At 41.9% G+C, this 24,569-nt stretch carries 14 protein-coding genes; 8 read left to right on the top strand and 6 right to left on the bottom strand.

Translation table 11 applies throughout. The features are described 5' to 3' along the window. The first annotated feature begins 63 nt into the window (after window positions 1-63). The 8 genes from FZF08_RS15220 to FZF08_RS15190 all read left to right on the top strand — a co-directional run bounded on the left by FZF08_RS15220 (window position 64) and on the right by FZF08_RS15190 (window position 10,518). Complete coding sequence (locus tag FZF08_RS15220) at window positions 64-492, top strand: GPW/gp25 family protein (protein WP_159470183.1); 429 nt, start codon at window positions 64-66, stop codon at window positions 490-492. Between the two features lie 2 nt (window positions 493-494). After that, window positions 495-2,282 carry a type VI secretion system baseplate subunit TssF gene (locus tag FZF08_RS15215; RefSeq protein ID WP_159470181.1) on the top strand — a complete coding sequence of 596 codons (1,788 nt, stop codon included), beginning with the start codon at window positions 495-497 and terminating at the stop codon, window positions 2,280-2,282. Between the two features lie 2 nt (window positions 2,283-2,284). Further along, complete coding sequence (locus FZF08_RS15210) at window positions 2,285-3,211, top strand: hypothetical protein (protein WP_159470179.1); 927 nt, start codon at window positions 2,285-2,287, stop codon at window positions 3,209-3,211. Window positions 3,212-5,990: 2,779 nt separating this feature from the next. Beyond that, window positions 5,991-6,356: a BlaI/MecI/CopY family transcriptional regulator gene (locus FZF08_RS15205; RefSeq protein WP_159470177.1), complete on the top strand. Its 366-nt coding sequence runs from the start codon at window positions 5,991-5,993 to the stop codon at window positions 6,354-6,356. 11 nt (window positions 6,357-6,367) lie between these two features. Then, window positions 6,368-8,623 carry a M56 family metallopeptidase gene (locus FZF08_RS15200; protein WP_159470175.1) on the top strand — a complete coding sequence of 752 codons (2,256 nt, stop codon included), beginning with the start codon at window positions 6,368-6,370 and terminating at the stop codon, window positions 8,621-8,623. 308 nt (window positions 8,624-8,931) lie between these two features. Next, window positions 8,932-9,210, top strand: a complete 279-nt coding sequence (locus FZF08_RS32305) for a DUF4372 domain-containing protein (RefSeq protein ID WP_200837096.1) — start codon at window positions 8,932-8,934, stop codon at window positions 9,208-9,210. Between the two features lie 72 nt (window positions 9,211-9,282). After that, window positions 9,283-9,774 (top strand): IS4 family transposase, encoded by a 492-nt coding sequence (locus FZF08_RS31575; RefSeq protein ID WP_200837095.1) that lies wholly within the window; start codon window positions 9,283-9,285, stop codon window positions 9,772-9,774. 408 nt (window positions 9,775-10,182) lie between these two features. After that, window positions 10,183-10,518, top strand: coding sequence for a hypothetical protein (locus FZF08_RS15190; protein ID WP_159470173.1), 336 nt, complete (start codon window positions 10,183-10,185; stop codon window positions 10,516-10,518). 693 nt (window positions 10,519-11,211) lie between these two features. Here FZF08_RS15190 and FZF08_RS15185 read toward each other — a convergent pair. The 6 genes from FZF08_RS15185 to FZF08_RS15160 all read right to left on the bottom strand — a co-directional run bounded on the left by FZF08_RS15185 (window position 11,212) and on the right by FZF08_RS15160 (window position 24,312). After that, a complete protein-coding gene (locus tag FZF08_RS15185; RefSeq protein WP_159470171.1) occupies window positions 11,212-15,540 on the bottom strand; it encodes a GEVED domain-containing protein in 4,329 nt (1,442 codons plus the stop codon). A 98-nt stretch (window positions 15,541-15,638) separates the two neighbouring features. After that, the gene (locus FZF08_RS15180) at window positions 15,639-17,834 is read right to left on the bottom strand and encodes a T9SS type A sorting domain-containing protein (protein WP_159470169.1); all 2,196 of its coding nucleotides are present in this window, start codon (window positions 17,832-17,834) and stop codon (window positions 15,639-15,641) included. A gap of 111 nt (window positions 17,835-17,945) precedes the next feature. Further along, window positions 17,946-19,856, bottom strand: coding sequence for a T9SS type A sorting domain-containing protein (locus tag FZF08_RS15175; RefSeq protein ID WP_159470167.1), 1,911 nt, complete (start codon window positions 19,854-19,856; stop codon window positions 17,946-17,948). A 111-nt stretch (window positions 19,857-19,967) separates the two neighbouring features. Next, entirely contained in the window at window positions 19,968-22,220 is a 2,253-nt protein-coding gene (locus FZF08_RS15170) for a GEVED domain-containing protein (RefSeq protein WP_159470165.1), read from the bottom strand. 86 nt (window positions 22,221-22,306) lie between these two features. Further along, window positions 22,307-23,275 carry a c-type cytochrome gene (locus tag FZF08_RS15165; protein WP_159470163.1) on the bottom strand — a complete coding sequence of 323 codons (969 nt, stop codon included), beginning with the start codon at window positions 23,273-23,275 and terminating at the stop codon, window positions 22,307-22,309. Window positions 23,276-23,316: 41 nt separating this feature from the next. Continuing rightward, window positions 23,317-24,312 (bottom strand): ScyD/ScyE family protein, encoded by a 996-nt coding sequence (locus FZF08_RS15160; protein WP_159470161.1) that lies wholly within the window; start codon window positions 24,310-24,312, stop codon window positions 23,317-23,319. Window positions 24,313-24,569 lie beyond the last annotated feature (257 nt).

The following is a 24,569-nucleotide window of genomic DNA, read 5'->3' as shown; positions in this document are numbered from 1 at the left end:
TCTGTTTAACAAAAATAAGAGAGACTTTCATTAAAGCAACCACATTGTTATTAAACGAGGCCCATGGAAGAACAAAATTATGCATTACCACTGGCACTTGACCGGATTGTAATGAAGCAAATGCTGGCAAAATGCCCGGATCGGGAAGCTATTCACCAGCATCTTTATCTTTTGATGGTTACACATTTTGACGAAACACGTTTTGATGAAAATTATGGCTGTGCTTTGTGGGAACATGATTTTTCAATCCTTTCCCAAATTAAATGGAAGGATTTGATAAGAGAGTCGCTTGAAGCAGCCATTGCCAGGTTTGAGCGGCGTCTGACACAGATAAAAGTGCGCGTGGAAATTGAAGAGCTGGAAATGATGTCAAAGTATAATAGCTACATCCGGAAAAGAATCGGCGTTGAAGTAAAGGCGGTTATCAGGCGAACCAATGAACCTTTCATTTTTTTTGAACGCATCTTCATTTCACCCATGTCCATTGATTAGCCATGTATTCAGATTCTTATTATACCAAGGAAAATATATCCCGGAGAATTTTAAAACGATCCGCCGAATTTTGGGGATACGACGAAACCAGTCTCGACCAATTTGATCCGCTGGTCAAACTCCTTATCGAAGGCTGTGCCGTTGAATTTGAAAAAATCGGTCAGGAAATAAAAGGAACCGAGCTTAGACTAATGCGCCGGCTCGCAGCAATTCTTTGCCCGCAGATACAACGCGGTCCCAAACCTGCCATTGCCATTGCGCAAGCCAGGTCAATTGAAGCCAAAGCTTGGGTAGACAAGGAAAATCAGCTGGTTTGCAGGCGAAGCAATGTTAGAAAGGGGGAAGCATCTGAGGTATTTTTCTCTCCGGTCGGCAGACACTCCATTGTCAATGCGGCAATCGTTTATTACGCCACACCGGTTGGACTTTATGCCATGGAAAGGGGATCACGCAATTTGCTTTCGTCATCTTTGATACAAAAAGGTGGCGATCAGAATGTTTGGGTCGGTATTGATATGGATCAATCGATCGATTCCTTTGAAGGTTTTAGATTTTATATTGACTGGCCAACAGATATATCGCAGGGCCTTTACCGTGAATTTTTGCCGTTTACAAGCTGGGAATCAGGGCGAAAAAAATTAAATTATGAAGTAGGATTAAAAACCGAAACTACTTCTGAAGAAATGACTTTGCTTGGTATTAAAAATCATTTCGTCAATATAACGAGTCAGGAAAGCTGGGAGAAAGGTGAGATGGCTTTGCTATCCTATCCGCCGGAATTTGAAGAAATTTATGACAGATCTTTGCAGACACTAAAAAAGCCTTTGGTCTGGTTAAAAATTAAATGGCCGGCTGCATTTCCCATCGCAGGGTTTGAAAATATAAAAATAGCCCTGAACGCTTTTCCGGTAAGTAACAGGCAACTTCATAAATTAACTTATCGCTTGCAATCCGGAATTAACGGTATTGCGCTGCCATCCAATGAAGCATTTTTGGGAGTTAATACCATTGTAAATCAAAAAAACCAGTTTTACACCGCATCTGATAAAGACGTCGGCTTCAATGATGGTATCGCCAACAATACTTATACGCTCAGAGAGCAGGGTATCGGCCGGTTTGATCAAAGAAATGCAAAGGAGTTTCTTTATCAGCTTATGGAACTGTTGAGAGATGAGGTTACTGCGTTTAACGCGCTTGGTGAGGACTTCCTGGCTTCTATACTTACGGAAATTGCCCAAAATATGGCTAGAATCGAGCAAAAACTTGGTGTAAAAAGAGCAAACGAAACCTATTCTCAACCCTATCTCGTCGTTAAAGGCAACAAGGATCCGGACAATTTATATATTTCTTACTGGACAACTTCCGCAGAACTTGCCAACGGATTATCTGTTGGATCCCGGCTCCAGTCCTATTCTGCTTCGGCTTTGAATAATGCAGAAATCATGCTTTTGACCTCGTCGTTTAGCGGGAAACCGGCACCGGAAGAAACCCAGTATGTCCGGGAACTTCGAAAAAATATTATCACTTGCGACCGTTTGATCACGGCAGAAGACATAAGGGCATACTGTGCCGCAGAGCTTGGTGACAAAGTCAGGAAAGTAAATATGCGCCCGCATTTTATTAAAGGGAATCTTCCAGGGCAAGGTTTTGTAAGATGTATTCAGATCCAGCTAACGCCTGCCGGGAATATTTCCAATCATGTTGAATGGATTCAAAACTGTGATTTATTAAAATCAAAAGTTGAAAAATTGTCAACCGGGATGTATCCAATTGATATAATAACAGCATAAAAATGGAAGCCGAACATAATATACTTTTTGAAGCGGAGAATGATGTAAAGGCAGAGTTTTTTGCAGCATCACTTCTTGAAGCCGGTTTAAGACCAGAACAGATAACTTTTCGCGCATTAGGACCGTTCAAAAGACGCAGTCATAAGGACATCGAATTTGCAGAAGAAAAGGATATTGGCAATTTTAAAGGGCTTGTTATCGAATCAAACCGGAGTGGTATATATGATTATTTGCCCGAGCAGCTTTTTCATTTATCATCTTCAAAATCAGGGAAAGAATTAAAGAAGAAAATTGAGGACATACGGGTTGAACGGGAAAAGGAACAAAAAACACGCCTGTTTTTTCTTCCGCTGGAACAGGAATTTTTCTTCTATAAAGTTCGGACAGAACAAATTGAGCAGCATGCCAGTGCATTGGACCCGGATTCTTCCTTATTTGAAGAGCTGCGTTACTTCTGGCAAATTCCTTCTTTTGTATCTGATATCACTTTTCGGCAACTTCTTCCCCTCCTACCGCAGGTATCAGAATACCGGGCCGATTTCAATAAATGTGAAACAATCCTAACCGGAATTCTTAATGTTTCAGTTCAAATCAGAGAGGAATACGGCAAAAATTTTTTTCCTACGCATGGTTCCGAAATTGGCATTACTGCGCTCGGGATGAATTTATTTTTAGGCGGAGCTCTGGATTCAGGTTTACCTGAATTGCAGATCGATCTTTCATTTAAAAATACAGATGAGCTTGAAAAGTATTTTTCTGATCCGGATTTCGGCAAACTGATAAACTGGCTTTTAGGCTGGTTTTTACCCGTAGAATACGATTTTAAAGTAAACCTTTCAACACCACTAAGTGCATGGTGGTTGCCCCTGGAAACTGACGCTTCCATTTTGCCACGATTAGGATATACGACAATGCTGGAATTTTTGTAATGATTATTTACCAAGTTTAGTTGTCGTGTTTGGCCCCTTAAATCGTCCTGCCAGCCACCATCTTTACGACGACTTCCTTTGTAAGTTTGGTAGAAAATAACAACCGAATTTTTAGACAGCTCAAAGCGGTTACAAAACTTAACTGTATATTAAGATCCGGGATCGAGCCGCCACCCACTTGGCGACCTATGTATGATATTTGGTTGGTACCTAAACCATGTAAATTCAGCAGCAAACATTTAGAGGATTAAGCCCTGAAAATTTTCGAGAATCTTCCGGACTTCTTCTGGCTTTTGAGTTCCTATCATTAAGAATCGTCTTTTACCATTTTTTCTAATATCAATTCCAAAATTGCCAGATATTGTTTGAGCAGTTCCTTCCCATGATATCCGCATCCCCCAGCCACCGAATTGCGGTGTCAGTTACACCGAATTTTCCAGAATATGATCTAACTGAAATCGAATCAATCGTTATCCATTTAATCAGGCGATGGCGAACGTCCATATCTAGCAATGCGCCCTCACTGTGGCCAAGCAAAACAACCCTTTTAAATCTTTTGTCGTCCATAAGATCCCGTGTAATCGAAGCCAGGTCTTTTACGTAGTTATATCATTGATAGTACCAGACTGACCGGGTTTCTTCTTATCCATAAAGGAAAGATTGTTTTCGAATATGTTGATATAACTGAAAATAGCTATATCGCTTCATGTAGAAAAAATATCCTTGCGATGCTTTATGGAAAGTATATTACCTCTGGATACATCAACTTGAATAAAACTCTGCGAGAGTTACAGATTGACGATTTACAAGGCTTGTCAGAAGGCGAGAAGGAAGCAACAGTAAGGGATGTTATCTCTGCAAGATCTGCGGTGTTTCACCCTGCCAGTAATTTAGGAGATTATCTGGAATACGCTCCAAAAAGAGGCTTGCATAAACTTGGGTCATATTGGCTGTATAGTAACTGAGATTTCAATATAGCCGGGTATATTTTTGAAAAGGAAACAGGAAAAAGCATTTATAATGAGGTAGACAGAGTACTTGCAACTCCTCTGGAAATGCAGGATTGGAACTGGTCTCTTCAAAAAAAAGGACGGAGATACCCGGAGGTCAAAGTATCAGGCTTATCCTATGTATTTTTCCACAAGAGATATGGCCAGAATCGGGCTGCTCATGTTAAACAGCGGGAGATGGAACAACCAACAAATTATCGATTCGAGCTGGGTAAATGAGATGTTGAAAGCCAGAACCGACTACCCAGAGATAAATAAAAATATTCCAGTTTATCGTGAAACTGGATATTCCTTTGGATATGGGTATATGTGGTGACTGTGGCAAAACACTAACGAGGTACGGTTAAAGGGAGGGGATTCTGCAATGGGAGCATGGGGACAAAGCATTTCAGTATTTCCAAACTCGGATGTAGTTGTAGCGTATAAAACCAAACCGGACTATGGCCGGGAAACCGATTTTTTAGCGAGGCATAAGGTGCTTACTCTGGCAGTAGGGCACTTAATTGACTAAGATTTTGAACAAATCAGAACTTGATGAAACTGAAAACAATTAACTATATATTGACTATTCTACTTGCCAACTTACCTGTGTCTTTATTGACACTAGCCTGCCTAGGATCAAGGGCGATGAGTGTTTGGTACAATTGAAAAAGCTGTAAGAGTTCGACCATCCCAACATTTTTTGCTCCACCTCGACACCCGATCCCCATGGAAGCCAAGGCATGCGCAAATCGGCGTGGATAAATTCATCTCCAAGAAGAGTTCAATACCTGCACTGGCCGATGAGATCCAGCACCTGCCCCAGGCTTGATTGCTCCTGTGCTTGCGTTAATTTGCATATTTATTTAATGAAGGCCCCTGCTCCATTTCATTATAGAAATGAGTCGTTATTTGATTTACCATTTCTATAAACCATCAAAAGACTAGGCTTGGTAACGAACGAAGAAGTTCCGACCTCATAAGCTTGCTTGATTAGTACCGGGTCCTCAGAAGTAGAATACATAACAACAGGAACCATTGAAAGCGAAGGCGGTAAACATAATATGCTTGAGGGTTTCAAATCCATTCATTCGTGGTGTGTTAACATCCAGTATAATCAACGAAGGAAGGTTTAATTCGCTACTTCGAGTATCTCAAAGAAATGCTGCCCATTCATCGCTTCAACAACATTGAATTATTGGACTGCCTGCATCAGGGCTTCGTAATCAGCAATCGATCGTCCGGGTCATCATCGACTAAGTAGACACGCTTTGGCCTTTCCAGATGAGAGCGCAGATTACCTATACCGCGCAAGTTACATCATATTGGCGAAGATCTATCGGTTGGTTAAGTAGGCTCAATTAATAGTACCGGACTGACTGACCGTGGGGCGGTCAGTCAGTCCGGTTTTCAAGAAACATCTCGTGTTGAACTGCTACAAAATGCTTCTGGTCAGCAGTGCTTTCCCTGTCTTTCCCTCTTTAAGTTTTAGCTAGCTGTGTCAACACTTTTCAGGACGGGCCAGAAAAAAAAACTACATTTTAACGTGCTCTATCCCATATTTATTGAACCAAAAGACATATCCATCTATTGCAAGCATGCCTCTCGCCCCGCTTTAGAAATTTCACTTTAACCACCATTTTTTCAAAATATATTTTAATATATGGTAAGGTATCCAACTGGCTCTAAAACTTAGCCAACCATCCTTTTTCCATCCGAAAAATAAAATAACTACTAATTCATTAGGAATACTCCTAATCCATTAGTAGTATTGAACAAAAAAAGCTGCTATGCTAAAATTAGGAAAAAGAGAGGAGCAAATCATGCAGGTAGTCTGGCAGCTCCAGCATGCCTTTATCAAGGATATCATTGAGCTGCTTCCTGCCCCCCAGCCACACTACAATTCGGTTGCAACCATGGTCAAAATCCTAGCCGACAAAGGTTTTTTAATTGCAGAGAAACTAGGAAATACGTATCGGTATTCGCCGGTTGTAACCTTGGCCGAATACCGGCAGCAGGACGTGGCCACCATAAAACAAAAATACTTTGGCAATTCCCTGACTAAAATGATAACACATTTTGCAAAGGAAGAAAACTTGTCCGATCAGGAATTAGACGAGCTGATACAAGTCATAAAATCACAAAAATCATCTTAAACTCATTTATCATGAACGAGTTTGTATTCAAAGCTTCTATCATTACGGCTGTCGCCTTTTTATTTTATAGGGTCTTTCTCCAGCGGGAAAGCTTCTTTATAGCCAACAGAATTTACCTGATTGGCTGCCTTGTCCTGGTTTTTACCTTGCCCTTTGTGAGCTTGCCCCCGCTTATCAACTATCAAGGCTATTTGGCCACAGTGTTGCCGCATATTAGCTCAACAGAAGAAAACAGTTCAAGCGTATATGCAAAGCAGTTGGCTGCCGAGAGTTCGGCTCAGAGTATTGCTAGCAAACCTCCGGTTGCGTCAAAGTTAATTTATCAAGATCCGGCCGTGCTGCAAAAAACCAGCCAGAAGCCCGTTACAACAACAGGATACAGCTTTGCTTTTTGGCTTTTTACCTGTTATCTCTTTGGGGTGGTTGTTTTCAGCGGTAGCCTGCTGTTGCAGCTTGGCATTATTCTGTACAGGATTAGACAATCTGCTGATAAAATTCAGGATGGGAACATCGTGATTGTAAATACGACGCAACGGCAAGCGCCTTGTTCTTTCTTCCATTATGTTTTTATCTACCCCGACGATTACGATTTTGAGACCTATCAGCACATCATTGCCCACGAGAAAATACATGCCCGGCTTTACCACAGTCTTGATCTGCTATTGGCTAAAGTTGCCACTATAGTGCTATGGATCAATCCATTTATCTGGTTACTGAGAAAAGAAATAGAGAAGAATAACGAGTATCAAACAGATGCCTTTATGGTGGAGAAAGTGCAGGTAGACAAACAACGATACCAACTGAATCTGCTTCAAATCGCCGTGCCGAACAGACCACTTTCTATTACAACTAATTATAATCAATCTGTACTTAAACAAAGAATTATGATGATGAACGCAAAAAAATCTACTCCGCATGCGTATTGGAAATACAGCTTTCTGGTACCTGTATTTTTTGGAACGCTGTTGCTGCTTAATAAACCCGCTTCCAGCCGGGAAATGTCCGGCAATAATACTCAAAAGAACCCTTTGCCGTTAGAATCCGCCGACCAGATACAAAAAGCAAAGCCGCAAAGTGAAAAACATCCTAACGGAGGCGATGAATCCAGCATTGGGAATTACGCGGATTCCAAAACCGATATGTCATCCGGTTACTGGTACAGCCATCAAGACAAAGAGAATTATTGTCTGGAATTTAAAGGCAGCCAGGGCAACTCTCAATGGAATATGAGTCGTTGTTTTCGGAAAGATAGTTTTAAAAAAACCGGAGATAACAGTTTTGTATTGACAAAAGATGCCGGTACGCTGCAATTAAACGGAAACCTGCAGGCCGAAGTAAGCCAGGGAAAATATACTTTCACGGAAAACAAAGACTTTGCAAACTACTTAGCTGCCAATAGTACGGCATCCCAGGAAAAAAACCTTGTTCTCTTTTTGTTCTTTGCAGATGTTAACCGTCAGTATGTAGAATTCCTAAAAAGCCAATATCAGACGCTGAATGGGCAGCGGTTGCTGGAAATTGCCATTCACAACATCAGCCTTACCGAATACCAGGGGTATATTGCGTTATTTGAACAATACAACCACAAAAAGCCTTCGATGTCCGAAATAATTGAAGCAAAAATACATGGCGTCGATCAGCAGTATGTACAACAAATGGAAAAGATGGGCTTTCCCGGACTTAGCATGAAAAAAATAATTGAGGCTAAAATTCATGGCATTGAACCTGGTTACGTACAAACTTTAAAAGACGCGGGCCTGGCTAACCTTTCCCTGGATAAAGTAATCGAGGCAAAAATACAAGATGTCAACCCAAACTCAGTGAAAGAATTGAAGGAGTTGGGCTTTCGAGATCTGACCCTTACTAAAATGATAGAGCTGAACATTCATGGAGTTACTGCAGCTTACATTCAGGAACTTCAATCGGCCGGGCTTAAAAACCTAACACTAGATCAGGCCCTGGAAGCAAAAATACATAGGGTGGATGCAGGTTCAATCAAAGAAATCCGGGCTTTGGGATTTACAAATGTAAGCTTTGAGGAAATCAGAAATGCGCGGATTCATGGCGTGGATGCATCTTTCCTTAAAGGTCTTAAAGAAGCGGGCTTGCCTGCTCTGACCATCGAAAAAGCAATAGAAGCTAAAATTCACGCGATTGACGGAACATCTATTCAAGCTGCTAAGAAAAAGGGGTACGATTTTACCAGTATTGATAAATACATTTCGCTCAAAATCCACAATCAGGCCATTGAATCATTAAAAGAATAAAGCAATATTTGGATGCATTGTAGCCAAATTAATTAACAGAAAAGGCTTTCTGCCGCACTGTAGGCACCAGCCTTTTCTGTAAAATTCTTCATTATTAAAAACAAAATTGTGGCCGTGAGCATTTTGGAAGATAGCTTTTCTTTAGCCCAAATAGCCCTTTCACCCCTCGATTTTTATGTTCTGCTATTACTGGTGATGCGTTAACTTTTTAAAAATACCTATAACACGTTGTAAATAAATTAATTACGGACGTTATTTGATTTTTTGATTTGATTTGACCTTTAGCTTTGTGACTTTTACACAAGGCTATGAATTCAGGAAAGTACGTTTTTGCTCAGCTTTTGCATTTTATTGACCGTTATGAGTTTGAAAAATGTATATCAAAGTACGATGGTGATTTCCGGACACGAGAATTCAATTGTTGGAACCAGTTTCTTCAACTGTTCTTCGGTCAACTAACCTCTCGTAATTCCTTGCGTGACATCTGCACTTGCCTGAAAGCGCATAAAAACAAACTTTATCACCTTGGAATCAGAAGTCACGTAAATCAGTCCACGCTGTCACGTGCAAATGATAGCAGGGACTGAGGATCTATGCCGACTTCGGACAGTACCTTATAGACTTGGTCAGACCGTTGTATGCAACAAATCCAGTTCCTAATGTCAAATGTTCGCAATGAGGTCTTTGCACTGGATTCAACAACGATTTCCCTGAGCCTGAAACTATTCACCTGGGCGCCAGGAAAGTATTCACGTGGGGCAATAAAAATACATACCCTTTTGGATCTGAGAGGGAATATCCCATCCTTTATCCATGTTACAGACGGCAAATACCATGATAGTAATATACTTGACGAGTTGTTAGTATCACCAGGAGCGATCTATATCATGGATAAAGCTTACATCGATTTCGCCGCCTTGCATAATATGAATGAGTCCGGAGCCTTTTTTATCTCAAGAGCAAAAACCACAATGAATTATAAGGTCATCGAAAGCAATTTTAACATTGATCCCACATCAGGACTCAGAAGTGATAAAACCATCATACTCAACGGATATAAGTCTAGCAAGCTTTATCCCGAACAATTGAGGCTTGTGGAATACTATGATGAAGACAAAGATATTCTTCTTTCTTGTCAAACAACGACATGATTTCTGCGCTTGAAATAGCAAAACTATACCAAAAAAGGTGGGGCACGCCTAGTGGCAAATAGATAATTTTTCCAAATGGGTAAATCGGACCGCCGACGCGGCAGAACCTGACCATCAAAACGCTTTGGGGTCATTCGGAAAATGCAGTCAATGTACAAGTATGGATTGCCATAAGCACTTATTTAATAGTAGCCTATCTCAAACACACTTTAAAAAGCAATCTCTCCATATATGAGATCATTCAAATACTGGGCATATCTGCTTTTGACAAAACCCCTTTAAAAGAGTTACTTACAGAATGTCAAATCAATCAAAATGTCAATGAACAATGGAACCTATTTGATGAGTAAAACTTAACGCATCAGTACTAAACTCGAAACTATAAACAGGCGGATGCAAAATGCAAGAATGATGAAGGTAGAAGGTAGTCTGGCAGATGAGGATTTTCAAAGCATCAAATCAGTTTCTAATACCAAAATTGAGGAAATAGAGAAAAAATTAAGCAATCTGTCTGAAAAACATTCTGACATCAATAATTTGCTCAAAAATGCCATTAAAAGGGTTTCTAACCTGGATTTGATGTATGAAAAAGGAACAATGGAAGAAAAAAGGCAAATAATAAGTTCGACCTTTCCCGAAAAATTCGTTTTTGACGGCAAGGGATATCGAACACCTCGGGTCAACGCCGGACCACTTCTTATCTATCAGACAAAGAAGGAGTTAGAACTAAAAAAAACGAGATAAATCGCAAAAAAAACGACTTGTCTCGTATGGTGCACTCAACGAGAACTGAACCTCTCATGTAACTAATTGACTATCATTAAGTTTAAATGGAAATTTAATCCAACTCTCGATCTGCTCACCAAGTTTTTTGTACTGCAAGTACTTCTGATAAAATTAATAAAAACGGAAGATTTGTCAAAGCGAAATTCTTATGATTTACGTCGACCGATCAAAGATAATTTCACGTCCAGCACTTCGCGGGTGCCTAAACATAAAATGAAATCAAAAAAGGCAATTTTTCAGTATACTATTATATGTGCAGCATCATTTCAAAAACATGATCGATATCCGAAGGTCGCCTAAGTGCAACAAGTGGCTGTCAATGTTTTCCTTCCTTGAAACAGCCTTCTCAATCAGCAGTAATATCAAGAGGACCTGAGGCCAGCTGGTTTAATTGTTGTTAGATTAAATAGTCGCTCCTTACGAAGCCACTTTAATTGCGTTATTTTTCAGATAGTACTGGACTTGCTACAAGCAGAATAGATATAAAAGTCGTTTTAGTGAGACTTGCCGGAGCGTTTGCAGTTTCGAGAGAATTAAGATTTTATGTGCTTTAGATTGTCGGAGTTTTAGAGGTACTTAGAATTAAAAAAAATAGAAACTACGTTTTGTATAGTTTCTATTTTTAACGAACACGAAATAATATTCAAAACGCTATTCTTTTATTACTTTCCTGGTTTCAGAAATAATTCCATTCTCAAACTTTATAAGATTTAAACCGTGATTCAGCTTGTCTATCAAAATTTTATTCAATCCAATTTGTAAAAGTTTACTTTTAAATGAGATTACTCTTCCACTTAAATCATAAGTAGTGATGTTCCAGATCCCTTTTTCTGTTGCCGTAATTTCAATGTATACTTTGCCGGTACTCGGGTTGGGATAGAAATTGCCGACCATAGCTTTTTCTGCATTGTTTTCTATTGCAATGATTCTTGAGAAGCTGTAAGTACCATCCCGACCGACCGCGGCCCGATCTATCATTTTGAGGCGATAATAGGCGGTGCTACCTGGTGAATTCGTGTCAAGGAACGTATAATTGCCTGACGCATCCGGTGCCCGATCGCCTATTTTTTCAAATATTTTAGCATTCAAACTTCTTTGAATTTCGAAATGGCTAAAATTGACTTCTGAGCTGGTTTTCCAATTAAGTTCATTGACTTTCTCTATGGCTTTACCGGTGAAAGAAATTAAAGTAACCGGTAAAGCTTGTGCAATTGATTTAGCCAAAAAGCCACTAAAACCCGAAACGGGGAATGTAACCTCCCAAATGGAATTTACTTCATTCCAAATAAAAGTATAATCGCCTGTATTCCAGGAATTTCCAGTGCCTGGAATATAAGTTGGCGAGCCAGAATAGCCCAGGCCTGTCGGACTGGTTCCTGCATATTTCAGGATCTGGAAATTGGTAATCTTTGCGGCATCAGCTGGGCCGGTTGGAAGTAAGCCGCTTGTTATAGTTGCATTATAAACATTGAAATCCGCTTGTGAGAAGTACAAGGTTACAGTACCAGTTGCAGTATTTGGACTGGTGCTAGGGGTAATTTCAAAATGTCTTGGCACATAATTAAATGGCGGAATGGTTTCAATCCAGCTTTTGACAGTAGCCTCAGTAAAACCACTTGTTGGTACTACTTTGGCAATATATTGACAATCATTGGCCACCAAAGGCGTAGTAGCTACATTTTGTGTGTTAGTTGTAGCTGCTTTTGGAAGGGAAACCGGGGTAACATTTACCGTTACAGGTGTTGATGAAGCTTGTTGTGCACTGCTGGTACAGGTCACTTCGCAGTAAAAACTACTTGTAGTTGTAATACTCGTAGTATATGTGGCACCTATGAAACCTGTAGCATCCCCATCTTTAAACCAATGATAGGTGATTCCGTTAGTGTTTGTTGGTGGAGATGACAGTGACAAAGTAATGCTTGCATTGGCGCACACATTGTTTTGGCTGACGACTGTATTGCCAGCAGTAGGCGTACCGCTGCAAGCCGCTGCAACAATATTCACATAATAATCTTCGGTTTCACCAATGCCATAATCTCCGCAGGCAGAATTAGCTACGTCCCCGTCTCCTGTTATGACTCTCATGCGTGTCAAACCTAAAAAGGCTGTTTCCGGAATTGTGAATGAACCTGTTAGCGTAAAGGTTTCGCGGAAGTTATCTCCGTCGTAATACACTCTTTCCCCAGGCGCATCAAAGCTTCCATTGTGGTTATAATCAATCCAAACGGATGTTGCAGTAAAACCAAAACCTCCGCAGAAGTCCATCGAAACAGAGATCGGAATCTTACTTGATACCGTAAAGTTAGGAGCTGCTACCTGGGTGGTGTAATTCGAATACCTGCTCGGTAATGAGCCCTCACCACCGGTTGCACTGCAACTGGAGGTATTATTTAATTCCCCAATCGTTACATTTACTATATCCTGGTCAATACGTGTATCTGAAGCAGACCTACAAGGGCAGTAAAGGTAGGGCTCATATATAGCAACTGGTGTGGAAGTTGCTGTTTGATTACCACTGGAACAGGTAACCTGACAATAAAAATTATCTGCCTTGGTAATTGTTGCGGTATAAGTTTCATTAGTGGCGCCAGCAATCAGGCCCGCATCATTATACCATTGATAAGTATTGCCTGAGGTAATGAAAGAAATACTGAGAGAAAAGGTAAAACTTACCTGTGGACAAACCTCGTTTTGCGTAGCGATTGTGTTAAGTTGAATCGGGAATCCGCTGCATACAGGCGGTGGAAGCGCTGCAACAATATTCACTATATAATCCTCCGTTTCACCTTCGGAATACTCACCGCAAGCGGAATTCATTGGCAGACCTCCCTGTCTGGCAGAAATGACTCTCATGCGTGTAAGGCCTTGCAAAGAACCCGCTGGAACTACGAATGAACCTGATTCTGTATAAGATGGAAGAACACGGTAATAGCCAGAACTAAACACCCTTTCACCTGGTGCATCAAAAAGACCATTATGGTTAAAATCGATCCAAATTGAAGTTGCGTTTGGTCCGTAATTACCGCAAGTTGTTGTTGTAATAGAATATGGAATAGCACTTAATACCGGTAGATCCGGGGCCTCAACTAAGGTTGTATAATCAGAATACCTGTTTAATGAAGACCCCGGGCCACCCGTTTGGTTACAATCAGAGGAATTATTTAATTCGCCAATCGTTACATTAAATATGTCTTCGGAAGTAGAAGCAGTCGCAGTAGAAACACAAGGACAGTATATATAAGGCTCTAATATAGCAACGGGTGTTGATGTTGTTGTTTTATTACCGTTGGGACAGGTAACTTTACAATAAAAATTATCTGCATTTGTAATGATAGTAGTATAAGTTTCATTTGTAGCACCTGTAATCGGGCCGGCATTGTTATACCATTGATAAGTATTACCGGCAGTAAGTATTGAAGGACTTAAAGAGAAAGTAAAACTTACCTGAGGGCAAACCGGGTTTTGCGTAGCTATTGTCTTAGTTGGTATTGGGCTGCCACTACAAGCAGGAGGTGCCGTAATGTTCACTAAATAATCTTCTGTTTCTCCCTCATAGTAACTTTGACAGGCGGAATTTAGCTGAACTTCACCATAGCTGGTAACCACTCTCATACGCGTAATACCTGTTAGAGCGCTTGCAGGTATCGTGAAAGAACCATTTTTTGTGTAATTTCCAAAATTTTGTCCTCCTGATTGGTAAACCCGTTCACCCGGACTTTCAAAAGTACTATTATGGTTATAATCAATCCAAACAGAAGTTTGGGAGTAATAGGTACCTGCAACTTGCACTGAAAATGGAATCGTAGCCAACTGATTAAATACCGGCGCAGCCACCAGGGTTGTAAAGTCGGAGTAACTATTTAATATGGATCCAGGCCCTCCGGTTTGAGATACATTCGTTGTATTGTTCAGTGTTCCGGCTGTAACGTTAAATATCTCAATACTTTCGTTTTGGGTATCAGCAGGAGTACAATAGCAATTTTGAAAAGGTGTCAAACTAATAGCAACCGGAGTTGATTGGCCGGTCTGACGACTATGCGTACAGGTAACTTTACAATAAAAACTGTCAGCATTTGTAATCGTTGCTGTATAGGTAGGGTTAGTGGCACCAACAATTGCACCTGCATTATTAAACCATTGATATGTGTAACCGCTAGAATTAACGGTAAGAATAGCTGTTGATGAAAGCGACAAAATTACGTTTTTGTTAAGGCAAGCAGTGTTTTCACTGGCTATTGTATTCCCTGCTTCAGGCATGCCACTACAAAGCACTGGTACTACGATATTCACCGTATAATCTTCTGTTTCACCGTCACTATAATTTCCGCAAGCATTTTCGTTTGCATTCCCGGAAGTAATTACTCTCATGCGAGTACTGCCTTTTAAGGCACTTTCAGGAATTATTATTGATCCCGTTACTGTATAAATTGGGAAATCTGAACGTGCCGAGCTAAACGCCCTTTCGTCAGGGAATTCAAATACACCATTATGGTTATAATCGATCCAAATTGAAGTTGAGTTTCTACTACTTAAACCGCTGCAATAACGGATTTCAATAGAAAAAGGAACAGTGTTTAGTTGCACAAGAGCTGGGGAGGCAACACTGGTATAATTTGAATACTTATTTAATTTAGATCCTACACCGCCTGTTTGATTACAGTTTGAGGAATTATTTAATGTGCCTATTTGCACATTTGTTATGTCTCCAGTATCACTACCATCACCAGCGGCAGACTCACAATAACTTTGCGCATAAATGCTGCCACCAGTAGCGGACAGGAGCAAAGTCAAACATAATAAAGATCGCCAGAATCTTTGTAGAAAGATGGGGAAAAGCGTAATTTGAGGCAATGAAATAAGGCCAGCTACACCATTATTAGCCAGACCTCTGGTTAATGTTTTTCCTTGAAAGCGGTGGCTAACCGGAAAAAATAATGTTTTTATATATGTTTTCCGGAAATTTTCAGTTGAGTTTAGCATGTAAATTTTGAGGCTCGCCCCGATTTGTAATCAGGGAGCAAATGACCATGCGTTTGCAACGCGATTCCATCACCCCGCAAATTGATATCAGATCTTCATCAGTCCTTCACAACACTCCGCGTATGCAAGCGCCCATCAGTGGTTTGCACTTTCAGCAGGTACTTTCCAGGTATAAGATTTTTTAGATCCACTTCATTTTTATCAGTCAGATTTCTTTTGAACCTGAGTGTGCCACTTGCGTCAAACACGGATATTTGAGCTACACCTGAGCCACTAAAATGAAGTTTATTCGTAAAGGGATTAGGATAGGCAAACAGATCTGTAAGTTCTTTGTTTCGGAGACTGATAATGCGGCTGTAAGCATAAGTCTGGTCGGCGTCGACCATTTTCAGCCGGTACAGATTTTCACCGCTTGCTGGCCGGGTGTCGAGGAAATCGTAAGTGGCGAGTGAACTACTTTCCCTTTTGGCAGTCACTTTTCCTACTTCGGTCCATTGTGCGCCTGCAATGCTCCTGTGTTCAATCACAAAATAGTCGCTATTTGTCTCGGAAGAGGTGCTCCATGCCAAAGTTGCAAAGCCCTCGGTGTTCATTTTCCCGGAGAAACTGACAAGTGTTACAGGAAGAGCGGCCTCACATGCCTCCTGGACTTCCCCAATGTTATTACACCCGGTTGCGTTGTTAGCAATCCATGCCAGACCTGGGTCCACATTCAGTAAGGAACAAACAGCGTCTATTGCACACGTGCCAAGAGAGGCATTGTCCAAGATCCGTAGGTTCCCTGTCAAAGTTTTCAGCGCGGAGAGTCCTGCTAAACTGACTAATTCAGGACATTGCTGTATTGTAATATATCCACTGAAGCTAACCAGCTTGGGAAAGCTAGGCAGGCTTTTCATTTTGGCATTATTGTAAAAATAAATATGATCACCATCGCCTGTAAATTCAGGAAGCGTACCCATTGTTACCAGTTTAGGGTTATCTGAGATGTCGAAATAATCGACAACAGAGATTAGTGCAGTAAGCCCGCTGATATCCGTAAGTGAGGCATTATCATCAATACCTAGATCCCCGCCAACAAGCACAAGTTTTCCAAGGCCACTGAGGTTGGGAAGTAAAGAATTCGCCTCTACGACCAGGTCTCCTCCCACAGTTTCCAGATTGGAAAGCCCTTCTAAACTGATCAGTTGAGGACATGCTTCAATTGTCACATCTCCGCTGAAGTTCACCCGTTTTGGAAAAACAGGCAGGTATTTCAGTTTGCTATTGTTAATAATACGTAGCTCTCCTCCGCCTGTAAATTCGGCAAGCGTACCGGGAGTTTCCAACGCATGATTCCCACTGATCTTCATCTCTCCGCCAACAGAAATTAAAGCACTCAATCCGCTAATGTCAATAAGTGACTGATTATTAGTAATTTCAATATCCTCAATAATCTCTCCGAGCTTTCCAAGCTCGGAGAGATTAGTAAGTGAGGCATTTTCATTAATTACAAGGATATATAAACTTTTCCCAGCCGGTAGCCCCGCAAGGCTCTTCAGTTCGGGGCACTGCTCAATTACGATATATCCATAGACCTCCCCCAGTTTGGGGAAAACCGGCAGGCTTTTCATTTTGGCATTATCTGTAATACGAAGACCGAGAACAGTACCGGTTAATTCAGACAAGGTACCAGGATTTACCAGCTCATTATTGCCATTGATCGCTATTTCTCCATTTACCGTAGTCAGGGCAACCAAGCCACTTATATCAGTCAACTTACCGTTTCTTAGAATTGCCAGATAGCCACCAACCGTTTTAAGTTTAGCAAGGCCGTCGAGATTAATAAGCTTACTATTTTCCACAAATTCTAATTCCCCTCCCACAGAAGTGATATTATGTAATCCCTGAAGGCTGGTTAATAACAGATTGCTTCTTATCGACAAATATCCTGTTACACTAGTCAGCTTGGCCAGAGCCGCAAGGCTGACTAGTTTATCATTTCCCGCAATGAACAGTCCATCACCCACTACCTCCAAACTTTCAAGCCCGGTAAGCGCGGTGAGTTCCTCGGCATCTTCAATGCTCATGTAACCGGTTACTTCTTTCAGTCCGGCGAGGGGCAGCAAACTGGAAATGTCAGATCCTGTAATTGTCAGATCTCCATTCACAACCAGGTTTGTACATGAACCGTACAAGGTTTGGAAATTATTAACTTCTGCCTGAGAGGAAAGTGTAATATTACCGGCCGGCGGGCATTGCGCACTTACGCGAAAGCACACAGAGATCAGTAAAATAATGATGGAAAATTTTTTCATTGTAAAGTTATTCAGGTTTAGGAAATGCTTCTTTCGGGTTATTCCCGGGTTACATATATGGGACGCCTGCGCAAAAGTTGCAACGCGATTTTATACAGCAATTTGTCTCCATCAGTCCTTAAAAACGCTCTGTGAATGCAAGCGCCCATCAGTTGTTTGGACTTTTAGGAGATACTTTCCGGGCATAAGAATTTTCATATCCACTTCATTTTTATTGGTTAAATTCCCTTTAAGCCTGAGTGTGCCACTTGCGTCAAACACAGATATTTGAGTTACACCTGAGCCACTGAAATGAAGTTTGTTGGTCACCGGATTAGGGTACGCAAACAGGTCTGTAAGTTCTTTGTTGTGGATACTGATGATACGACTGTAAGCAAAAGTCTGGTCGGCATCGACCATTTTCAGCCGGTACAGATTTTCACCGCTTGCTGGCCGGGTGTGAATGAAATCGTAGGTGACGGGTACATTGCTTTCTCTTTTGGCAGGCACTTTTCCTACTGACGACCATTGTTCGTTTCCAGTATTCCTGTGTTCAATGACGAAATGATCGCTGTTGGTCTCGGAAGATGTGATCCATACTAAAGCCGCGGAGCCCTCGGCAGTTAGCTTCCCGGAAAAACTGACCAGTGTGACAGGAAGAACAGCCTCACAGGTTTCCTGGATTTCCTCAATGTTATTGCACCCGGTTGCGTTGGCTGCTATGGATAATTGGTCCGGAGATATGCTGAGTAAGGAACAAACAGAAGCGATTGCGCATGTGCCCAGAAGCGGGTTGCTTGAAATTTCCAGGTTTTCCGATATGGTAGCGCCCTGGATAGCGCTAATATTGGTAAGCGAGTTGTTTCCGCTGATCTGAAAGTATTGATTGACCCGTTTGAGTTTTCCAAGTCCGTTCAGACTGGTAAGTAAAGGGTTGTTACTAATTCTGATACCAAGTCCAATAGTTTCAAGCGCCGAGAGTCCAGCCAAACTAGTCAGTACAGGGTTATTGACAATTTGCATAACACCACTAAAATTTACCATTTTGGGAAAATCAGGCAGGCTTTTCATATTGGGGTTGTTTTGTATGTATATCGTTTCCCCTACGTCGGTTAATTCGGCGAACGTACCCGGAGTCACCAGTGCAGGATTGTTCTGTATATACAAAGACTTGACAACGGAGGTGAGTGCGTTAAACCCGCTGATGTCGGCAAGTGAAGCATTATTGGTGATGTAGAGGCTACCATCCAAGCTTTCCAGCTTCGAAAGTCCAGTCAAACTAGTCAGTACAGGATTATCGGCAATTTGTATAGTACCACTAAAATTTACCATTTTGGGAAAATTAGGCAGGCTCGTCATTTTGGCATTACCTTCAATATACATCGTATTGCCTACGTCGGTTAATTCGGCGAACGTACCCGGAGTCACCAGTTTAGGATTGTTCCGTAAATACATAAACTGACTAACGGAGGTAAGTGCGCTCAAACCGCTAATGTCGACCAGTGAAGCATTATTGGCAATATAGAGCATTTCTCCAATCAGTTTGAGTTTCGGGAAATTGGGCAGGCTCGTCATTTTGTCGTTACCTTCAATATACAGCCTCGTCTCTACGTCGGTTAATTCGGCTAACGTACCCGGAGTCACCAGTTCAGGATTATTCAGTATATACATATACTTACCAACGGAGGTAAACGCGCTCAAACCACTGAGGTCGACCAGTGAATTATTACTGCTAATAACGAGATATCCTCCAATATGTTCCAGTTCTGAGAGGCCATTGAGGTTGACCAGATTGTCGTTGGCTGAAATAACAAAATTACCGGTAACACCTTTCAGACTGGCAAGGGGCAGCAGACTGGTAACGTCACTTCCAGTAATACTCAGATTTCCATTTACAACCAGGTTGGTGCATGACCTATACAAGGCTTGGAAATTGTTGATATCAGCCTGAGACGAAAGTGTAATATCACCGACCGGCGGGCATACCGCGCTCACCTGGAACCACACAAGCATGAGAAAAATAGAAGTATATAGTTTTTTCATTGTTGAGTTATTTATATTTATGAAACGCTCTTTTCAGGTTATTCCCAGGTTATGCATATGGGGCGCCTGTGCAAAATTTTGCAACGCGATTTTACCCAACAATTTGCCCCATCAGTCCTTCATAACACTTTGTGTATGCAACTGCCCGTCAGCGGTCTGGATTTTCAGCAGGTACTTGCCAGGTACCAGGTTTTTCAGATCCACTTCATTTTTATCATTCAAATCCTTTTTGAGCCTGAGTGTGCCACCTGCGTCAAAAACAGCTATTTGAGTTACATCTGAGCCACTGAAATGAAGTTCATTAGTAAAAGGATTAGGATAGGCATACAGATCTGAAAAATCTTTGCTTCGAATACTGATGATGCGACTGTAAGCATAAGTCTGGTCAGTATCGACCATTTTCAGCCGGTACAGATTTTCAACATTGACCGGAGTCTTGTGCTCAAATGAGTAGTTCACCTGGACATTGCTTTCACCTCTAGCTGCAACGGTTCCTGCTAAATTCCAGATTTTACCATTCAAGCTATGCTCGATCTCAAAGTGATCCGCATTAGTTTCCGCGGTGGTGACCCAGGAGAGTGTCACATTCTGCTCTTGGATAACACCCTCAAATGTCATCAGCTTCACCGGAAGCGGATTTACAAATGCAATAAAGTAATCTTCCACTTCTCCGTCAGCGACAGCACCTTTGGCACTTGCAGTCGTTAAAGTACCAGTTGTTAATCTGAATCTGGCATAAACCCCGGTCACACCCGCAGAGCCGCCGAGCGTTGCCGCCGGCCATACCAAAGTTGCGGCTATGCTTCCTGGGCCCGAAGTTGTACAAACTCCTTCTCCTGCCTCAAAGGTTCCGTTACTATTCCAGTCAATCCAACCGCACAGTTTAGCCGTTGCAGTTGTTGCATTTTTCACAGAAACATTGACGGTGTAATTGGTTATTGCCTTGTTAGCGCCACCGGAAATCGCTGGGAATGTGGATATACCGTTTTCATCATCGCTAGTAGCCCCATTATCACCTGTTGCTGCTTCTCCCGGGGCGCCGTCTAACTCAGGATCAACACTGCTTCCAAGCGTCAGCAAGTTGGTCACCTTGTGGGATGCTCCGCCGCTGGCTTTCTGAGTGCCATAAGAATCAGGGGCATCTCCGTAATCACGTCCTTCATTAACAAATTCGACATGCACTGTTTCTCCTGCCTTAATTGTCACGGTCACCTGGTTATCCTCGACGATCGGCGCTACGGAACCACCGGCTGTATTGATTGCAATGAGTTCCCAGGCAGTAAGGTTCTCTGTAAACTTGTAGGTTCCGGCGGGAGGACTGAAGATAATACTGTTACCTACACCCACGGAACGGACAGCATGATCGTTCATCCAGGTTCCATCTTCCCTGCGCTGAAAAATCTTGCCGCGCAACGCATTACTTACGTTATTTTTAGCATTGTAAGTAACAATTGGTGTGTCGCCGTCACTTCCGGCCGATATACCAGCTGCATTGTTTCCAGTCCCAACGCCTATGCTTTTTGGATCAAGCACCCAATTCCCACCTACCAGACGATAACAATTTGTTGCATTGACAGCCCAAACACTGCCATCTGAAGCGACAGTAATATCCCTGAATAATAAAGAAGAAGTGTTATATGTTTGTTCAATTATAAAATCAGAACTTGTTCCAGAACCAGGAAATGACACATGGTATACCTTCCCGGCTGTTTCATCAAGGACATAGGCAGAGCCATCCTGAGCCACATCAAGGCGGGTGCCGCAGATGGCTGGGTAGTATACAAAGTTTCCGCCTCCGAGACGGCGCACAAGTATGTTGCAACCTGCTGCATTATTATTTGACAGATAACAAACGCCCTGATTAGTACCTGCGAAAGTACCGACATCCACAGCATTGACCGGGGTATTGTTAATTTCCTGATCGAAACCTTGTCCAAAGGTCCAGAAAAATTGAGATCCTTGTTGGTCTATAAGGAATGCTCTACCGGTAGGGGTAACATCGATCCTGGTTCCCGAGCCATTCGTTTCTATCCAGTCGGATGTATCTGTTGGCCGGTAATAAACAGTTCCATTTCCGGTACCAGATGCAGGAGCTGCTACCACCCACATGGTATTATTGTTTCCCATACCCAAATCCTGCACGGAAACAAATTCCGGATCGTCATTCAACGTGAAGCGGGACAAACCGACGGAGGAAAACGGGATGTTAGCGCCGGGAGAAAAGTCCTGTTCTACTTTTTTCGAAATAACGATCGTTCCCGTTCCTTGTGCATAAGAGACGGAAATAGTAGCGGCAAATGTCAGGATGTACACCAGTATTTTGATTGAAACTAATCGTGCAGGGGTTAGGTATAATGCTTTCATAAATGTTTAGGTTAACGGTTAATGAATCAGAATAGTAAGCAGGCAAAAAAAGCTTCGATAGCACTGATGTAACTTTAATCCTTTTATTATTTCTTCTTTTCCATTCTTACTACCTGATGATCGATAGGTTTAACCGTGCTCAGATAAGTATATATTGCGGCAATATCCTGCTCTTTCATACCTGAATACATAACCCAGGGCATAGGTGTATTTATTTCGTCAGCGGTTACCTGGTGTGGCACATAACTACTATCGGTATACGCTTTGAACCGAGATACAAAAGCTTCTTTCGTCCAGTTTCCAATGCCGGTTTTGTGCATCGTTATGTTGGGCGAACGGATAATTCCGTTTGGCCCGGCGAATTCCATTCCTCCGCCAAATTCTGTTCCCGGAATTACGCTGCCTTTCTCCGTTTTGCTGTGGCAATCCACGCATCCTGTTGCAGTGATCAGATATTTACCATAAGCCAACTGATCCGTTTCCGAAGGCCGGTTTTCAAAGGAAGCTTTCTGAGGCATTGTATTGATCAGAATGTTGACAGGAAAATCCGGCTCGGATTTTGGAATTTCTTTTTTTAATGGCGGAAGTTCACGGATATAGGCGATCACCGAATAAATATCTTCCTTATCGAGCTGACCAAAACGGTGATAAGCCATCACTGGAAACAGCGCTTTCCCGCTTTTGTTGACACCGGTTGTAACGGCACGGAAAATTTCTCCGTCCGTCCAACTGGCTAGTGTATAGGGTGTAATATTAGGTGCATAAAACTTTCCTGGAAAGCCCATTGTCTGATTAAATTCCTCACCGCCTCCACCCAATGCCCCGGTGAGTGGCCCTGCATATTGCGACCAATCGCGGGTACTGTGGCAATCCATACAAACGGTTACATGATTGGCCAGATACTTTCCACGTTCGATACGTGCAGCAGTCCGCTCTATTTTAATAACCGGCGCAGGGCCAGTATTGGGCAGAGCGGCTTTAACATAAATGATCCCGGCTGCAATGATAAAAACTAGGCCGGCAAGTATTTTGCCAGTGATTTTGAGCACTTTCATTTTAATGTCAGGAAGGAATAAATTGGATGATAAGCCTTATGTCAATAGGTGAGCTTGCTAATTGTTCCGTCCGTATAGCTTAGCAAATAGAAAAGTCTGTCACCTGCACGAACAATACCAGTCGGACGTGATACGTTGTCAAGAAGTATATTGCCATTTTCATCCAGCACCTTGCCCGATTTAGCGCCAAACCCCATTGCACCGAATACACCGTGTTGAATGACAATCGGCTTGCCGTTGGCAGAAAGCGTAATACCTGTCAAAGTCGTAAACTTGTCTTTATAAACATTTACGGTACCATCTTTGTCAACCTCGAAAATCTTTGCACTGCTTGGTGTAAAAGGAAAACCCGTGAGAGAACTTACAAGTAATTTACTGCCGTCGTAAACAATTCCTGTGGGTACCGCATCGACTTTCGTCGCAGCATCAGGAAAATGAGCAAAGAGGCTTAATTTGCCTGTATCCTTATCCTTTTTGATGATTGCATTGCTACCAGCATCGACAATATACAGATGACCTTCCGGGCCTAGTGTCAGATCGAACGCATTGGAATTTAACGGACTTGTTAATGCAAGGCTCCTGATGTAGGTTCCAACATCTTCCGACGGAATATCAGCAAGATTCACGGCAGGATCTCCTGATTTAAACGAAGAAACATCGGCCTTGTAAAGCGTCCCGTTTACGCCATGTAGAAAATACAATTTCCCGTCATGGTAGAACAAATGGCTAATTCCTTCGATCGAGCCCTCACCGGCATTAGTAACTGATAATAGCCCCGTCACGAATGTTGTTTTGTTGCCCGAAGGAGTAATCATGGAAACACTTCCATCGGTATTGTTATTTCCTGTACCCGCCTCGGTCACCCAGATATTCCCTTTGTCATCGACGGCAATTCCAATGGGCGATTTTAATTCGCTAAAAATTGTTTCCGAAGATAGTGATTGGGGTTCCGGAGTTGGATCAATGTCATGGTCGGTGCAACTTTGTACAGAAAAAAGAAACACTAGAACCGGGAATAAAAAGTAAGATTTTTTCATTTTTAAGAAAATTGAGTTTTGGTTTGAAAATTTAAATACATACCTATCATAAAATTGAGTTAATCCAAATCTTTGAAAAGTAACCTGGCGCCGAGTAACCGGATAAACGACCAGACTTATCTCAGTTACAGAATTTTTGATAGACAAAGGAAACCAACCACACTTCCAACCACAATAGCAAATTCTTGCTATACGCATGGTTTTATTGGATCAAAAATCCTTTTTGCTGACCGTTTAATAACAAGTGGTTACATTTT

This window comes from Dyadobacter sp. 3J3 (genome assembly GCF_009801115.1).
Lineage (GTDB): Bacteria > Bacteroidota > Bacteroidia > Cytophagales > Spirosomataceae > Dyadobacter.
This window is presented reverse-complemented; position numbering and strand designations above follow the sequence as displayed.

Coding starts and splice junctions, on each gene's coding strand:
- FZF08_RS15190 (WP_159470173.1), top strand. CDS start 10,183: ATGATGAAGGTAGAAGGTAGTCTGGCAGATGAGGATTTTCAAAGCATC.
- FZF08_RS15185 (WP_159470171.1), bottom strand. CDS start 15,540: ATGCTAAACTCAACTGAAAATTTCCGGAAAACATATATAAAAACATTA.
- FZF08_RS15160 (WP_159470161.1), bottom strand. CDS start 24,312: ATGAAAAAATCTTACTTTTTATTCCCGGTTCTAGTGTTTCTTTTTTCT.
- FZF08_RS15205 (WP_159470177.1), top strand. CDS start 5,991: ATGCTAAAATTAGGAAAAAGAGAGGAGCAAATCATGCAGGTAGTCTGG.
- FZF08_RS15175 (WP_159470167.1), bottom strand. CDS start 19,856: ATGAAAAAACTATATACTTCTATTTTTCTCATGCTTGTGTGGTTCCAG.
- FZF08_RS15220 (WP_159470183.1), top strand. CDS start 64: ATGGAAGAACAAAATTATGCATTACCACTGGCACTTGACCGGATTGTA.
- FZF08_RS15165 (WP_159470163.1), bottom strand. CDS start 23,275: ATGAAAGTGCTCAAAATCACTGGCAAAATACTTGCCGGCCTAGTTTTT.
- FZF08_RS15215 (WP_159470181.1), top strand. CDS start 495: ATGTATTCAGATTCTTATTATACCAAGGAAAATATATCCCGGAGAATT.
- FZF08_RS31575 (WP_200837095.1), top strand. CDS start 9,283: ATGTCAAATGTTCGCAATGAGGTCTTTGCACTGGATTCAACAACGATT.
- FZF08_RS15170 (WP_159470165.1), bottom strand. CDS start 22,220: ATGAAAGCATTATACCTAACCCCTGCACGATTAGTTTCAATCAAAATA.
- FZF08_RS15210 (WP_159470179.1), top strand. CDS start 2,285: ATGGAAGCCGAACATAATATACTTTTTGAAGCGGAGAATGATGTAAAG.
- FZF08_RS15180 (WP_159470169.1), bottom strand. CDS start 17,834: ATGAAAAAATTTTCCATCATTATTTTACTGATCTCTGTGTGCTTTCGC.
- FZF08_RS15200 (WP_159470175.1), top strand. CDS start 6,368: ATGAACGAGTTTGTATTCAAAGCTTCTATCATTACGGCTGTCGCCTTT.
- FZF08_RS32305 (WP_200837096.1), top strand. CDS start 8,932: ATGAATTCAGGAAAGTACGTTTTTGCTCAGCTTTTGCATTTTATTGAC.